Origin of the sequence: Gracilibacillus sp. HCP3S3_G5_2 (assembly GCF_052063305.1) — a bacterium.
Taxonomy (GTDB): domain Bacteria; phylum Bacillota; class Bacilli; order Bacillales; family Amphibacillaceae; genus Gracilibacillus.
The window spans coordinates 436,939-451,162 of sequence record NZ_JBQHXU010000002.1; the positions used below are offsets into that span (position 1 = coordinate 436,939).

Below are 14,224 nucleotides of genomic sequence, written 5' to 3' on the forward strand. Positions count from 1 at the left end.
TTTAACTGACATAACAGTAGTCTTCCCCTTATCTTTCAGGATAAATATCCTGCAGGAATTAGCACCTTTTAAGCTTTTGCTTAATGGTTGCTGGGTATCATCGGGCCAGTCCCTCCACCTCTCTGGATAAGAGTTTTAGTATTCAATTGTTCATAAAAAAGTCTCTCTACACCGAGATAGAGAGACTTGAATATGTATATTCGCTCTCTTATCTCTCTAAGTATATGTACTTAGTGGAATTGGCACCTGTATTAAATGATGATTCACTTAATGGTTGCCGAGGCTTCCTAGGGCCGATCCCTCCACCTCTCTAGATAAGAAATATATAATTCCGAGTTGTTTACTCGTTTTTATTAATGCTATGTAATACTGTAGCACGCGATAAACACGATGTCAAGATATTTTCTGAAAATTAATACAAATAAAAAGTGGAGACTTCTTCTAAGTACTAGCTTTGGATTACTGTTAACACTAAGCATTTAATATCAACTTTTCAACGAAAAAAAGTGGCGGTTAGTTCCGCCACTTTTTCTTTTTAATTTAAGTCTGATGGTTTCTTCTCCATTACTTTATCAATTAGACCGTATTCTTTTGCTTTTTCAGCAGACATGAAATTATCACGGTCTGTATCTTTTTCAATTACTTCTAATGGTTGACCAGTACGATCAGCTAGAATTTGGTTTAGCTTTTTACGCATTTCGATAATACGATTAGCATGGATTTGGATGTCTGACGCTTGCCCTTGTGTACCACCTAATGGTTGGTGAATCATTACTTCACTGTTTGGTAAGGCAAAACGTTTACCAGGTTCACCAGCTGCCAATAAGAACGCACCCATGGATGCGGCCATACCAATACAGATAGTTGATACACTTGGTTTTATGAACTGCATCGTATCATAAATCGCCATACCTGCAGTAATAGAGCCACCAGGTGAGTTAATGTATAATGAAATATCCTTATCTGGATCCTCTGCCGCTAAGAATAGCATCTGTGCTACAATACTGTTTGCAACATTATCATCGATTCCACTGCCAAGCATGATAATTCGATCTTTTAAAAGGCGTGAATAGATGTCGTAAGCACGTTCGCCTCGATTTGTTTGTTCAATTACTGTAGGGATTAAGTTCATGAAAAATTCCTCCTTTATAACACTTGCTTTTTCATTCATGAATTCTAACTATTTTTATCTTAACTGAATGGTCAAAAAAGGTCAAACGATTTGTTTTTCTAACCTCATCCTACCCTTAACTATAACGATTTAAACCTTACATCGCAAATATTCAAAGTTTGATTTATGTATTGAAATTATACGAGCGATTCGCTATAATTATTCTTGTCGCATTTTATCACTGTACAAATAATCCGAAGAAGCTAAGTGCAATAGCACTAATAGTTTGATAATCTTCGCTAATCCTCAGTGATTGAGAAGCTTTGTTACACATAGAAAGAAGTCTAACATTATGCGCCCGTAGCTCAGGGGATAGAGCAATGGTTTCCGGTACCATGTGTCGGGGGTTCGAATCCCTCCGGGCGCGCTTATATGATAGAAGAAAACACTGTCATACCAATCTCAAACAGGTTGCACATGTAAAATATGTGTAAAACGGTACGCTCTTCTATATAGTGTTACACATATGTTTCTAAAATGCTAAAGCACCTACTTCTTACGGTAGGTGCTTTTCTTTTTCCACATTAATTCGAAAGGACTTATGCGAACTATGCAACTATTGTATTTTTTTACAATAAAGTAATCCCCTTATTTTAAATCTGTAAATAGCATTCCATACACTATGCTATCTGTCCATTCACCTTTACTCCAAAAATCCTGAATGAAATGAGCTTCTTTTCTCATCCCTATACGCTCACATAATCTTTGTGATGCTTCATTTCTTGCATCAAGGTTAGCTTGAATGCGATGCACCTCAAACTCATCAAATAACTTCTTGACTAAACCACTCACGGCTTCTGTTGCATAACCCTTTCCTGCAACATTTTTAGAAAAACTATAACCAATTTCAACTGTATCTTTCATATCTGTATACCATACAGATAAATCACCAACTACGTTAGTATCGTTTACTACCGCTAAACTTAACATTCCTTCTTTTGTGAGTGTGCTATTTTCTAGCTTTTTATTAAACTCTTCCTGCATATTTTCAAGTGTCCACGTATCATGCAAGAGATATTTACATATATCATCATTATTGTAAATATTAAATACATCATGTAAGTCATTACTCAAAAACGGCCTAACTGTTAATCTTTCAGTGCGAAATTCCAAAAAGACTCCTCCTCTAAAGAAAATGATCTCTATAAAACGCTAACTATAGATTAATTGCAAAGGAACTGAAAATGTATCCATCCAATAAAATTGAATTTTTTAACCATGGTTGATAATCTGCACCACTCCCAGTTCCTCTACCTTCTTTAATTCACTAATCGACTTTAGATGTTCTTTTTCTTTTCGTCACAAAAATACCCTTTAGACAATCATATCCAAAGGGGTAAAGCTTCGCAACTTTTCTATAAACGTCGGGACTTCATTTTAAAACTACAGTTAGTCTATTTTTCATTTTGCTCAATTTTAATTTCAGTGACGAATTTTTGTTTTCCATATATATTATTTATATACTTAAGGAACGATAAACAAAAAATTCATCAGGATAATCGGAGGCTTATATGGCACTTGATCTAGCAACGTTCTTATTTGATGTGAAGAACATGGGCTATGTCCCAATCTCGTTATCTTCACTTATTTACACTTCCTCAATAATTATACTCTACAGTAAGAGCATCAATAAAAGTTATTTCTGTATACCTTCCTTTCAAGAATTCTCTAGAGCTCTTTCTTGATAAGGTGTACCTTTTCCAAACTCACAGTACTCCTTTAAACTTAGCAAAAACATTGCCCAATTGTAATTGCAAAACTTATAACATAACGTAATTTCCTGCCATTGAGCATGGCTGAAATCAATCGTTGTAGTGCCGTTAGACTCTGTTAAGGCAAATGTGATCTTCGTTCCGATCCATTCCGGTTCGGCATTCGATTCTATACATTCCCAGCTGACCCGCTTATCTGGAACAAGCTCGATGATCTTCACTTTGACGGTATCATTAGGACCAAAGCGAAACGCATTCTCTTTTCCAACGACCTCCTCCACTTCCAAATCATTTGTCCATACTTTTGACAAGCCTTCTTTTGTAGTTAATGCAACATATACTTGATGTGCTGATGTATTTATTTTTTGTAGTTGCTCTATATTTACCATGCGCTCCAACTCCTCTTCTATTGTTAGCTAAAACTACTATTCGGTTGGATTGTAGCATAGTTTAAATAGCATGGTTTATTATATATTGCTATTGAGGCAACACCTTTTATTTATTACTAATTCTTAGACCGTCAAAGATATAGGATAAACCATCCAGATGAGTAACGCCTACTTTACTCTTTTCCTTCAACAAATTTTACTAATTCGTTTAATGCTTCCGCATCATCACTGCCATCTGTAATAATGGTAATCGTATTCCCTTTTGACAAAGCAAGGCTCATTAATCCCATAATACTTTTGGCATTAATTCGTTTGTTATCTTTTTCGATAAATATCTCCGAAGTAAAACTGTTTGCCTTCTGTACAAACTGAGCTGCTGGTCTTGCTTGTAATCCTGGATCTACTCCAATAACCACTTCTTTCTCTAACATCCTAAACCCCTCCCATTTAGTAAGCGCTATCATTTTATTTTACTATCTAATAGCTCATCTTATTCTTATAATATCATAGAGGAGGAGAAATCCTCCTCTTGTTTATCACAGTGATAAAAGAAAAGCTCATCGAGGAAAGCCTCACATTTTCAGTGTTAATTCTTCTTTTCGTAATTGATCTGCGAATTGATCAATTTTCTTCAATCTATGGTTAATACCTGATTTACTAATTTTACCACCAGATACCATTTCGCCTAATTCTTTCAAAGAAACATCTTGATGTTCCATTCTCAACTTTGCGATCTCTTGCAACTTATCAGGCAACGCATCCAGTCCGACAGTCTTCTCGATAAAGCGGATATTCTCAACCTGTCTAAAGGCTGCGCCAATTGTTTTATTTAAATTGGCTGTTTCACAATTCACTAAACGATTAACAGAATTCCTCATATCCCGAACGATTCTTACATCTTCGAATTTAAATAATGCTTGATGGGCACCAATATAATTTAAGAACTCAGTAATTTTTTCTGCTTCTTTAATGTAAGTAATAAAACCTTTTTTCCGTTCCAAAATTCGGGCATGGAGATGATATTCATTCAACAAATCACACAATGATTGATTATGCTCTTCGTGAAAATTATAGATTTCTAAATGATACGAAGAAGTTTCTGGATTGTTAACTGAACCCCCTGCTAAAAAAGAACCACGCAAATAAGCTCTGCGGCAGCACTGCTTTCCAGTATACTTTTTAGATATTGTACGAATAAATTGGAATGGTTCCACTAATATTTCCATGTCTTGAAGCATCTCTTTTACGCCTTCGTTCATTCGAACAATATAAACATTATTTTTTTTCAATTTCATTTTCTTTCGCACTAATAATTCTACCGGTATATGATAAATCGATTTTATTAATGTATATATACGACGTGCAATTGCTGCATTCTCTGTTTGTACATCCAAGGAATAATGATTTTTTGAAAAAGAGATAGCACCATTCATTCTGATCAATGCTGCTAATTCAGCCTGTTGGCAGCATTCATCACTTTCGATTTTCGTTAACTCTTTTTTTATATCAGCTGCAAAGGACAACTTTCTCCCTCCCCTCTTTTTCCACTGCTAGGACTACATTAACGAACATAATACTTTTGCTACTTTGTCCTTGTCGTGTCGTAGTGAATGATTAAGTTCTTTCACAATATCTTCTTCGATAATTTCTAATCCCATTTGCCGTAATTTATCGAGATCTTGCTTTACCGGCTCGGCGTTCTCTTCTGCATATACCATTTTCACATCATGAGCGATAGCCTTATTGTGAACAATAACCGCCTGAATACAACCTGTACCAATATGATCCATAATTGCTTCAACATGATCGGAAGCAGTATAATGGTTAGTTTCACCAGCTTGCGTCATAACATTACAAACATAAACAACTTTTGCCTTCGTATTTCGTAATGCCTCTCCTATTTGTGGCACAATTAAGTTTGGTAAAATACTTGTATACAAGCTGCCAGGTGCAATGACAACTAAATCTGCTTCATGAATAGCTGAAATTGCTTCCGGTAAAGGAAGTACCGGATTTGGTTTCAAAAAAACACGTTTTATCCGTTTATTTGCCTTCGGAATGTTGGACTCCCCTACGACTATTTCTCCATCTTCATATTCTGCATGAAGAAACATATTTTGATTAGCAATTGGGTAAATGTTTCCTTTTACATTTAATACTCGAGATATTTCTTTTATTCCATTGTAAAAGTCTCCCGTAATGGAAGTCATTGCTGCTAGCAATAAATTACCCATCGAGTGTCCGGAAAGACCATTTCCTTTTGTAAAACGATGTTGAAATAAATTCATCAGCATTGGTTCAACATCAGAAAGTGCTGCAATAACATTACGTATGTCTCCTGGGGCTGGCATTTCCATTTCAGAACGTAAGCGACCGGAGCTCCCACCATCATCGGCAACCGTGACAATTGCTGATAGATCAATTGCTTGTTTTTTTAGTCCTCGGAGAAGCACAGGCATACCAGTGCCACCTCCGATGACAACTACTTTTTTCAATTCAGATTGTGACATTTTTATCCCTTTCGTTTATCTATATCACGGTGACTGACATGTGTGACATAATTTTTTTGAAAATGCTTTGCTAAATGCTCAGCAATAGCTACAGAACGATGTTGACCTCCTGTACAGCCAATCGCAATAACGAGCTGACTTTTCCCTTCACGTTTGTATTGCGGGAGCATAAATTGCAATAAGTCAATTGTTTTTTCTAAAAACTTTTGTGTATCTGACCATTTGAACACGTAAGAAGAAACTTCTGAATTTAAGCCAGTGAGTGGACGCATTTGTTCGACATAATGCGGGTTTGGCAGGAAACGAACATCAAATACTAGGTCTGCATCGATCGGCAACCCATACTTGAAACCAAAGGAAACAGTGTGAACAGAAAAAATTTCCTGGTCTTTTTTACTGTAGCGTTGCACTATTTCTTCACGTAATTCCTTTGGCTTTAATTTAGATGTATCAATAAAATGTTGTGCTCGTCCACGGAGTTCATCCAGTATTTTCCTTTCAGCATGAATACCTTCCAGTGGCAGTCCGTCTTGTGCCAATGGATGGGAACGTCGTGTTTCTTTATAACGGGATACTAGCACATGATCATTAGCATCCAAAAATAAAATATGCTCCTCCAACCATTCTTCTCGTCCAAGAGTGTCTAGCGCCTCGAACAAAGTATCAAAAAACTCCCTGCCTCGTAAGTCCATTACAAGGGCTACTTTTTGAATATTATTAGTGGCATCTTTCATAAGTTCAAGAAATTTCGGCAGGAGTGCTGGCGGAAGGTTATCGACACAATAGTAACCAAGATCCTCAAAACTTTGAACGGCGACTGTTTTCCCTGCACCTGACATTCCAGTAATGATGACTAATTTTGTTTCCTCAGATTGTCTCCCCATGATCAAATCACTCCTCTCATTGTTCAATATATGTAACGATCCCAATATTATTTATATCTCTATTATACACGGAGTGAATGACCACTACCACCAAAAAAAATTGGCATAGGTATGAAAACCTATGCCGTCAAGTCTTATATTTATTAAAAAGGGGGTCAATTAGTTAAATACATTATAACTCATTTATATTTCGTCCGTGTTACAGTCACGTTAATTTCTAATTACGTGTATATGTCGATAACATTACAATACTAGCTAGGTGTATTTACAGTCTCCTCTAAATTTTCAATGTAAGCTTGTGCTGCTTGTGCTGCAATACTGCCATCACCTGTTGCCGTTACAATTTGACGTAATTCTTTTTCACGGATATCCCCGGCTGCAAATATACCTGGTACACTTGTTTCCATATTCTCATTTGTTGGGATGTAACCTTCCTCATTAGTAATACCTAATGATTTAAATGGTTGACTTAACGGCACCATTCCAATATAGATGAATGCGCCATCTGCCTTATGCTCGTATTCTTCACCAGTCTTTTTGTTAACTAATGTGACACTACCAACTTTACCATCTTTTTCATTAATAGATTTTACAATCGTATCCCAAATAAAGTCAACTTTTTCATTATTAAAAGCACGGTCTTGCAAAATCTTTTGTGCACGTAATTCATCACGACGATGAACAATCGTTACTTTACTAGCGAATCTGGTCAAATACACACCTTCTTCCACAGCAGAGTCTCCTCCACCAACAACAATAAGCTCCTTCTCTTTAAAGAAAGCTCCATCACAAACAGCACAGTAGGAAACACCACGTCCACCGAGTTCTTCCTCACCTGGAATACCTAGTTTTTTATATTGTGCACCTGTTGTAATGATTACTGTTTTCGTTTTATATTCTTTCGCTCCCGCTAGGACTGTTTTGTAATCACCATGATCAATGACCTCTTTAATATCTCCATACGCATATTCGGCACCGAATTTTTTAGCATGATCGAACATTTTATTCGACAAATCGGGTCCTAGGATATGCTCATAACCTGGATAGTTTTCCACCTCTTCGGTATTTGCCATCTGTCCACCAGGAATTCCTCTTTCCAGCATTAATGTATCTAAATTTGCACGTGATGTATAAACCGCTGCAGTCATACCAGCCGGTCCAGCACCTGCAATAATAACATCATATATTCTTTCTCCAGTCATTATTGTCATCCTTTCCATCTTTAACTTAAACCAATTATCCTATGGACGAAATAAAAGGTCTACTATTCTGCTCACTTCTCTCATTTCCATGGAGGTGTCTGTACAGCTAAAATATTATGCTGCTTACACCCTTCCTTCCATAAACGTTCTGCCATTTGTCTCATTCCTAAATAATACTGACAAGTACTATACCACCTATAATAGGAAGGATGGCCTTTTAGCTTAGATTTATGCAGCAACTTAAATCGTTGTAATGCTTTTTCATAAAGTCCAATTTGTGTAAATGTCACTGCAATACGTAGCTTCTGTTGCTCATGAATCGGGTAAATATTATCCAACAGCTTGGCATAATACTGTAGCTTCTCGCGATTTTCTTCATGAGCGTAAAATATCGCTAAATTTAAACAACTGAACAATGCATCAGGATGATCTTTTAAATATTGTTCTTCCATCGCAATTGCTTCTTCTCGCTCACCAACAAAGAATAGTGCATAGTGATATTCATGTTGTGCTTGAGAAAAATCTGGAAACAATGCAATCATTTCTTCCAAGACAGCAATGGCTTCTTCCCATTCCTCACGCTCTAAATGATAAAAAGCTGTTTCCTGATAAATTAATACGTCGTCCTCTTCTTCCAACATCCATTCATCATCATCGTCTTCTTCCTCGTCGCTAAAATCTAACAGTTCTACTAGTGTTTTTGCTTCCTCGATAAAATCTCCTTCTGGTGCTTTTTCTACATACAATTCAGCATATTTAATCGCATCCTGCAGAAGCCCTAAATGTGCGTAATTATTAGCAATTAAGTAATAGCAATCCATATAATCTTCTCCATGTGTTGCCAGTACTTTCGTTAGCAATTGATTAGCTAGATGATAGGAACCAATTTCAGTGTAGACAATGGATGCTTGACATTGGTATAGAGGGTTATCCGGTTTATCACTCATCGCTTTTTTAAACCATTTTAAAGAAAGATCGAATTTTCGTTTTTGATACGCTTCTACTCCCTTTGTAAAATAAAAATCCCCTTCAGGTATGAAAGGTATGATGTTTCCTTCTATTTGATATGGATTCGTCACGCTTAGCAGTCCCCTCCCATTCTTACAAAAATTTCTATATGATCGTTCCTTCATTTTTAAATTTAATGACTTTAGCATTATAACATACTTTTGCTACAATAAAAGATCTTTTTAAAAAGGCAAGCTTTCATAAAAATTCTCTCCCCGTAAAGTATATGTGTTTTACTGTATTTTCGGAATACTGACCAATCATTAAAAGCTGACGATCTCACGAATGATCATCAGCTTTTTGGAAGAACGTGTCTTTTTGTTTACGTTCGTACATTTCGTCTTTTGAATAGATTACACGCATTGGATTACCTGCGACAAATGTTCCAGCATCGACATTTTTATGGACGACCGTTCCTGCTGCCACGACTGCACCGTCTCCGATCCTCACTCCAGGTAATACAGTGCTATTAGCACCAATCATTACTTCGTCACCAATATACACATCACCTAAACGATATTCTTCAATTAAGTATTCATGAGCTAAAATCGTGGTGTTATAACCTATGACCGTATTTTTTCCGACATGAACTTTTTCAGGGAACATAATATCTAGCATTACCATTAGTCCAAATGCCGTTTCGGTGCCGACATCCATTTTTAAGAGAGTACGATACATCGTATTCTTCAGTTTTAGAAAAGGAGTGTATCTGGCAATCTGAATAACAATAAAGTTTTTGATAACTTTCCAGAACGGAACCGTTTTATAGACATGCCATAAACTGTTAGCACCATGGACACGATATCGTTTTGTTTTTCGCATGTTTTATTCCACTCCAACGATTTTTAATAGATCACTCATTTCTTCTAACATATAATCTGGATCATGATCTTCTAATATCTTTCTTCCTTTAATTGTCCAGGCAACACCTGCAGTTTGAACACCAGCATTATGGCCAGCTTCGATGTCATGATAATTATCACCAACCATCAGCGTTGTCATCGGATTTGCTTTTAATTCATCGATAGCTTTTAAAATAGGTTCCGGATGTGGTTTAGCGTTGTCGACATCGTCAAGACCGATCAATACATCAAACAGTTGATCCATACCAGTAATCTTTAAACCTAACTTTGCAGTGTCGTTTAATTTGGTAGTGACAATGGCAAGTTGCAGTCCTGATTTTTTTAATTTTTTGATGGTCTCTACAACCGTAGGGTATGCTTCCACAAATTTTTCATGGTTCGCATAATTATGTTCTCGGTAAGTCGCCATCATTTCTTCGATTTTCTGTGGATTAACCTTCTTAAAGCTATCCACTAATGGTGGGCCGATAAAATCGAGAATTTCCTCTCTTGTGTATCGACGGTCCCCATACTTTTCCAATGTATGGGTAAAGGACGCAATAATTAATTCATTCGTATCGATTAACGTTCCATCTAAATCAAATAAAATTGTTTCTACTTTCATACTGTTACCTCCAAATGACGAGAAACGAGCTTTTGCCTGAAATAAAGCAAAAGCTCATCGTTCCTTATTTCTTCCTATTTTGTGTTATTTTTTTTCCTTGATACGTTCTGTCGGCTAAGCCTTTTTTGCGACGGTATAGCATCATAAGTACTGCACCGATAATTAACAGAATTGAAATAAACTGTGCTGTTCTCAGCTCACCAATAATATATAAACTATCGGTTCTCATCCCTTCAATAAAGAAACGTCCGACTGAATACCAAATCACATAGCTTAAGAACAGTTCACCACGACGTAATGGATATCTACGCAATACTAATAATATAATAAATCCAATGATATTCCAAACTGATTCATATAAAAAGGTAGGGTGATACATCGTACCATTAATACACATTTGATTCATAATAAAATCTGGTAAATATTGATGATAACTTTGATATGTAGCTTCAGAAATGGGACCGCCATGAGCTTCCTGGTTCATAAAGTTACCCCATCGTCCAATTGCTTGTCCTAAAATAATACTTGGCGCTACAATATCGGCAATTTGCCAAAAGGAAAGCTTTTTTACTCTCGTATAGATAACTGCCGTTAGAACAGCACCTATCAATGCACCATGAATGGCAATACCACCTTCCCAGACGGCAAATATTTTCCACCATGGTTCGCCAACATATTGATTCCATTCAAAAGTTACATAGTATATTCGTGCACTTAAAACTGCAATCGGTATTGCAAATACTACTAAATCCACAATATAATCTTTTTTCACACCTAATTTATCTGCTTCCCTCGTCGCTAACCATAATGCTAAAAAAACACCTGAAGCGATGATTACGCCATACCAATAAATTGGTAATGAACCTATTTGCAAGAAAACAGGATCAAGTGCTGGAGCTTCACATGCCAAAGTCTATCTCCTCCGTTCCCATCTTAATCCATATCAAGATCTGGATCAAATTCTGATACTTCTTGTTCTCCATTTTGAATCATTTTTGATAATCTTTGCGAAAATTCTTCTGCTGCATTCACACCCATTCGTTTCAAACGGAAATTCATCGCAGCCACTTCTATAATAACAGCTAGGTTACGACCAGGTCGAACAGGAAGTGTTGCCATAGGAAGTTTCACATCAATTATTTTCATTGTTTCTTCCTCTAATCCCAAGCGATCATACTGTTTCTTTTGATCCCAAGTTTCTAAATTAATTACTAATGAAATACGTTTATGGGAACGAACTGATCCAGCACCAAATAATGTCATCACATTAATAATACCCAATCCTCTAATTTCCAATAAATGTTCAATTAATGGAGGGGAAGATCCGATTAAACGATCATAGTCTTCTTGACGAATTTCTACACTATCATCAGCAACAAGACGGTGTCCTCGTTTGACTAATTCCAGTGCTGTTTCACTTTTACCAACGCCGCTTTGACCTGTAATTAGAACACCAATACCATATATATCGACTAAAACACCATGTACTGCTGTAAAAGGGGCAAATTTAGCCTCTAAAAAGTTCGTTATACGACTGATAACACGTGTAGTTTTATATGGTGATCTCATTAACGGGACACCTGAAGCTTCACAGGCTTCTATTAATTCTTCTGGTACTTCCATATCCCTTGTTACCACAATACCTGGTGTTATATCAGTACATAAGCGGTATGCACGATCCTTTTTTTCTTCATGTGTCAGTTCTGCGAAATAAGATAATTCTGTTTTCCCTAATAATTGCAATCGATCTTTTGGATAGTATTTAAAATAACCTGTCAACTCAATTCCTGGTCGAGAAACCTCACTCATAAAAATCTCACGGTGAACTCCCTCTGCTCCAGCAATAAGCTCAATTTGAAAACGATCCAACAAATCCTGTGTACGCACCTTCGCCATACAAAAGCCCCCTCATTTTAGGACAGAGAAGCAGTGCCTTCTCGCCCCATTCTTTCACTTCTTTTTATGATCATGCTGTAACTATTGTAGCACTTTTTGAAAGATATAGTACAGATTTGTTCGAAAAAATTCGAGCATAATTGCTGTTAAATAATAGTCGGTAAGTGACAAGTAATTAACACAGTATAAAGTAACTGATAAGGAGAGAATCTGCTGTTTATAAAATGCAATTCATCAATCTCCTTGGCATGAAAAATCGCCAGGTAGCTAATAGCTACCTAGCGATTTTAGTCTTTGACGATACTGTTAATAAACAGGTTCATAATGGAGAAAAGAATGGCAGCTATAAATGCTGTACCAAACCCTTCAATAATAAAATTATTACCTAGTAATAATTGTGTAAGCCATAACGTAACAGCATTAATTACCAACAAAAACAATCCTAGTGTTAAGATGGTGATTGGTAATGTTAATAAAACTAAGATGGGCTTTACGATCGCATTTAAAATAGCGAGTATGATACTAGCAATCAAAGCAATACCAAAGCCATCGACAATAAAACCATCAAACAAATAATCAATTAACATTAACGCTAAAGCATTAAATACGAGCGATAGAATCCAGCGCATGCTTAATGAACACCTCTTTTTGGTATGATGATAGCGGCTGCTATATACAGAATAAATAGTGGGAATCCTGCTGTAAAAATAAGTAGGATGATGTATATCAACCGTAATATGGTTGCATCTAGTTTGGTCGCTTCTGCTATACCTCCTAGTACTCCTGCAACCATTTGATTCGTATCAGACCGATATAATTTATGGTTCATGATGTTGACCTCCCAGTCTGCGTTGTATTAATTACATTTCCACAAACTTGAAAGATTAAACCTACTATTTTTATTCTATGCTCCTGTCGAAAGGTAATACCTTAAAATTTCCACGTGTAGAAAGATTCTACGCCCAACCATTGCCTTGCCGCTTCTACTATATCATCAGCTTCATTTCTGACCTTTGAGAGCATACCATCAGCCTGTGATTTATGTGCTTGGATTGCTTCAAATTTTTTCGTGAATACTTCACTTACATCATTTTGGATGTCCGGTTCGCCAAGTTCTTCTAAGTGATTGCGACTGATCGCTTGTGCCCAGACTGTTGGTCGTTCATCTGCAGGGAACATTTCTACCGCTCTAATAGCTGCTTTTCCAAATGCATCATGGTCTGGGTGTACTGCATGTCCAGGATAATGGGTTATAACTAACGATGGCTTCAGTTTATCTAAGTAAGAAAAAAGATGTGCTGCTACTTCCTCCGTTGATTCAAATTCTAATGTTTTATCGCGATAGCCAAGCATCTCCAAATTAATATCTAGGACTTCACATGCTTTCACTAATTCTCTTTTTCTAATTTCGGGTAAATTCTCCCTAGTGGCAAAAGTAGGGTTTCCCATGTTTCGCCCCATTTCCCCTAATGTACCACATAAATATGTTACCGGAATACCTTTTTCCCGAAACGTTGTAATCGTACCAGATGCACCAAATGCTTCATCATCTGGATGTGGATATATAACAACCACATGCTCTGTCATATCTATTCCTCCTCTAACTTAATAATGAAATGGTGATTCACTTATTTGTAATGCTACCATTAATCTTCCTTCACGATCGTGACCTGCCATTAACAGTCTGTTTTGTTCATCTACTTCAAACTGATTGACACCTTCGGCATAAATCCAGCCAATATCCAGCTTTAATCCTACACGATATGTAGTACCTGCTCCTACAATTTTTCCTCGTTGAAAAGTTACTTTTGCATTACGGATAAAAGCACCTACATTATAGGCATCTTGATTAAAATGACTCGCATATGCTCCATTGGTAGTTTCTAAGTGAACATATACTTCTTTATTTGCAAAATGATCAATGTATTTTTGTAGTTGATTGATTTCAATTGGTTCCATGGAAATGGACGCCTCCTCTTCCTACA

General features: G+C 36.6%; 17 protein-coding genes, 1 tRNA gene and 2 riboswitches. Of the genes, 1 reads left to right on the plus strand and 17 read right to left on the minus strand.

The features are described from left to right. Window positions 1-25: 25 nt before the first annotated feature. Window positions 26-133: riboswitch (SAM riboswitch) on the minus strand. 72 nt (window positions 134-205) lie between these two features. After that, window positions 206-321: riboswitch (SAM riboswitch) on the minus strand. A gap of 214 nt (window positions 322-535) precedes the next feature. Next, on the minus strand, window positions 536-1,132 hold the full coding sequence (gene clpP, locus ACTNEP_RS04660) for an ATP-dependent Clp endopeptidase proteolytic subunit ClpP (protein ID WP_441160529.1): 597 nt from the start codon (window positions 1,130-1,132) through the stop codon (window positions 536-538). Window positions 1,133-1,465: 333 nt separating this feature from the next. Here clpP and ACTNEP_RS04665 point away from each other — a divergent pair. Beyond that, window positions 1,466-1,538, plus strand: a tRNA-Arg gene (locus ACTNEP_RS04665). Between the two features lie 221 nt (window positions 1,539-1,759). Here ACTNEP_RS04665 and ACTNEP_RS04670 read toward each other — a convergent pair. The 16 genes from ACTNEP_RS04670 to ACTNEP_RS04745 all read right to left on the minus strand — a co-directional run bounded on the left by ACTNEP_RS04670 (window position 1,760) and on the right by ACTNEP_RS04745 (window position 14,198). Next, the gene (locus tag ACTNEP_RS04670) at window positions 1,760-2,284 is read right to left on the minus strand and encodes a GNAT family N-acetyltransferase (protein WP_441160530.1); all 525 of its coding nucleotides are present in this window, start codon (window positions 2,282-2,284) and stop codon (window positions 1,760-1,762) included. Window positions 2,285-2,828: 544 nt separating this feature from the next. After that, a complete protein-coding gene (locus tag ACTNEP_RS04675) occupies window positions 2,829-3,272 on the minus strand; it encodes an SRPBCC family protein (protein ID WP_441160532.1) in 444 nt (147 codons plus the stop codon). A 173-nt stretch (window positions 3,273-3,445) separates the two neighbouring features. Next, window positions 3,446-3,703, minus strand: a complete 258-nt coding sequence (locus ACTNEP_RS04680) for an HPr family phosphocarrier protein (protein ID WP_441160533.1) — start codon at window positions 3,701-3,703, stop codon at window positions 3,446-3,448. 141 nt (window positions 3,704-3,844) lie between these two features. Beyond that, window positions 3,845-4,795, minus strand: coding sequence for a DNA-binding protein WhiA (gene whiA / locus ACTNEP_RS04685; protein ID WP_441160534.1), 951 nt, complete (start codon window positions 4,793-4,795; stop codon window positions 3,845-3,847). A 33-nt stretch (window positions 4,796-4,828) separates the two neighbouring features. Continuing rightward, window positions 4,829-5,782 carry a gluconeogenesis factor YvcK family protein gene (locus ACTNEP_RS04690; RefSeq protein WP_441160535.1) on the minus strand — a complete coding sequence of 318 codons (954 nt, stop codon included), beginning with the start codon at window positions 5,780-5,782 and terminating at the stop codon, window positions 4,829-4,831. Window positions 5,783-5,784: 2 nt separating this feature from the next. Further along, a complete protein-coding gene (rapZ, locus tag ACTNEP_RS04695; RefSeq protein ID WP_441160536.1) occupies window positions 5,785-6,666 on the minus strand; it encodes an RNase adapter RapZ in 882 nt (293 codons plus the stop codon). 251 nt (window positions 6,667-6,917) lie between these two features. Continuing rightward, on the minus strand, window positions 6,918-7,868 hold the full coding sequence (trxB, locus tag ACTNEP_RS04700) for a thioredoxin-disulfide reductase (protein ID WP_441160537.1): 951 nt from the start codon (window positions 7,866-7,868) through the stop codon (window positions 6,918-6,920). 80 nt (window positions 7,869-7,948) lie between these two features. Next, window positions 7,949-8,947 (minus strand): tetratricopeptide repeat protein, encoded by a 999-nt coding sequence (locus tag ACTNEP_RS04705; protein ID WP_441160539.1) that lies wholly within the window; start codon window positions 8,945-8,947, stop codon window positions 7,949-7,951. A gap of 208 nt (window positions 8,948-9,155) precedes the next feature. After that, window positions 9,156-9,698, minus strand: coding sequence for an acyltransferase (locus ACTNEP_RS04710; protein ID WP_441160540.1), 543 nt, complete (start codon window positions 9,696-9,698; stop codon window positions 9,156-9,158). 3 nt (window positions 9,699-9,701) lie between these two features. Continuing rightward, the gene (gene ppaX / locus ACTNEP_RS04715; protein ID WP_441160541.1) at window positions 9,702-10,343 is read right to left on the minus strand and encodes a pyrophosphatase PpaX; all 642 of its coding nucleotides are present in this window, start codon (window positions 10,341-10,343) and stop codon (window positions 9,702-9,704) included. 64 nt (window positions 10,344-10,407) lie between these two features. After that, entirely contained in the window at window positions 10,408-11,253 is an 846-nt protein-coding gene (lgt, locus tag ACTNEP_RS04720) for a prolipoprotein diacylglyceryl transferase (protein ID WP_441160542.1), read from the minus strand. 23 nt (window positions 11,254-11,276) lie between these two features. Beyond that, window positions 11,277-12,239 carry an HPr(Ser) kinase/phosphatase gene (gene hprK, locus ACTNEP_RS04725; RefSeq protein ID WP_441160543.1) on the minus strand — a complete coding sequence of 321 codons (963 nt, stop codon included), beginning with the start codon at window positions 12,237-12,239 and terminating at the stop codon, window positions 11,277-11,279. Window positions 12,240-12,526: 287 nt separating this feature from the next. Next, a complete protein-coding gene (locus ACTNEP_RS04730) occupies window positions 12,527-12,868 on the minus strand; it encodes a phage holin family protein (protein ID WP_441160544.1) in 342 nt (113 codons plus the stop codon). A gap of 2 nt (window positions 12,869-12,870) precedes the next feature. Then, the gene (locus tag ACTNEP_RS04735; RefSeq protein WP_441160545.1) at window positions 12,871-13,068 is read right to left on the minus strand and encodes a PspC domain-containing protein; all 198 of its coding nucleotides are present in this window, start codon (window positions 13,066-13,068) and stop codon (window positions 12,871-12,873) included. A gap of 101 nt (window positions 13,069-13,169) precedes the next feature. Beyond that, window positions 13,170-13,826, minus strand: a complete 657-nt coding sequence (gene bshB2 / locus ACTNEP_RS04740) for a bacillithiol biosynthesis deacetylase BshB2 (protein ID WP_441160546.1) — start codon at window positions 13,824-13,826, stop codon at window positions 13,170-13,172. Window positions 13,827-13,844: 18 nt separating this feature from the next. Continuing rightward, the gene (locus ACTNEP_RS04745; RefSeq protein ID WP_441160547.1) at window positions 13,845-14,198 is read right to left on the minus strand and encodes a YojF family protein; all 354 of its coding nucleotides are present in this window, start codon (window positions 14,196-14,198) and stop codon (window positions 13,845-13,847) included. Window positions 14,199-14,224: the final 26 nt, after the last annotated feature.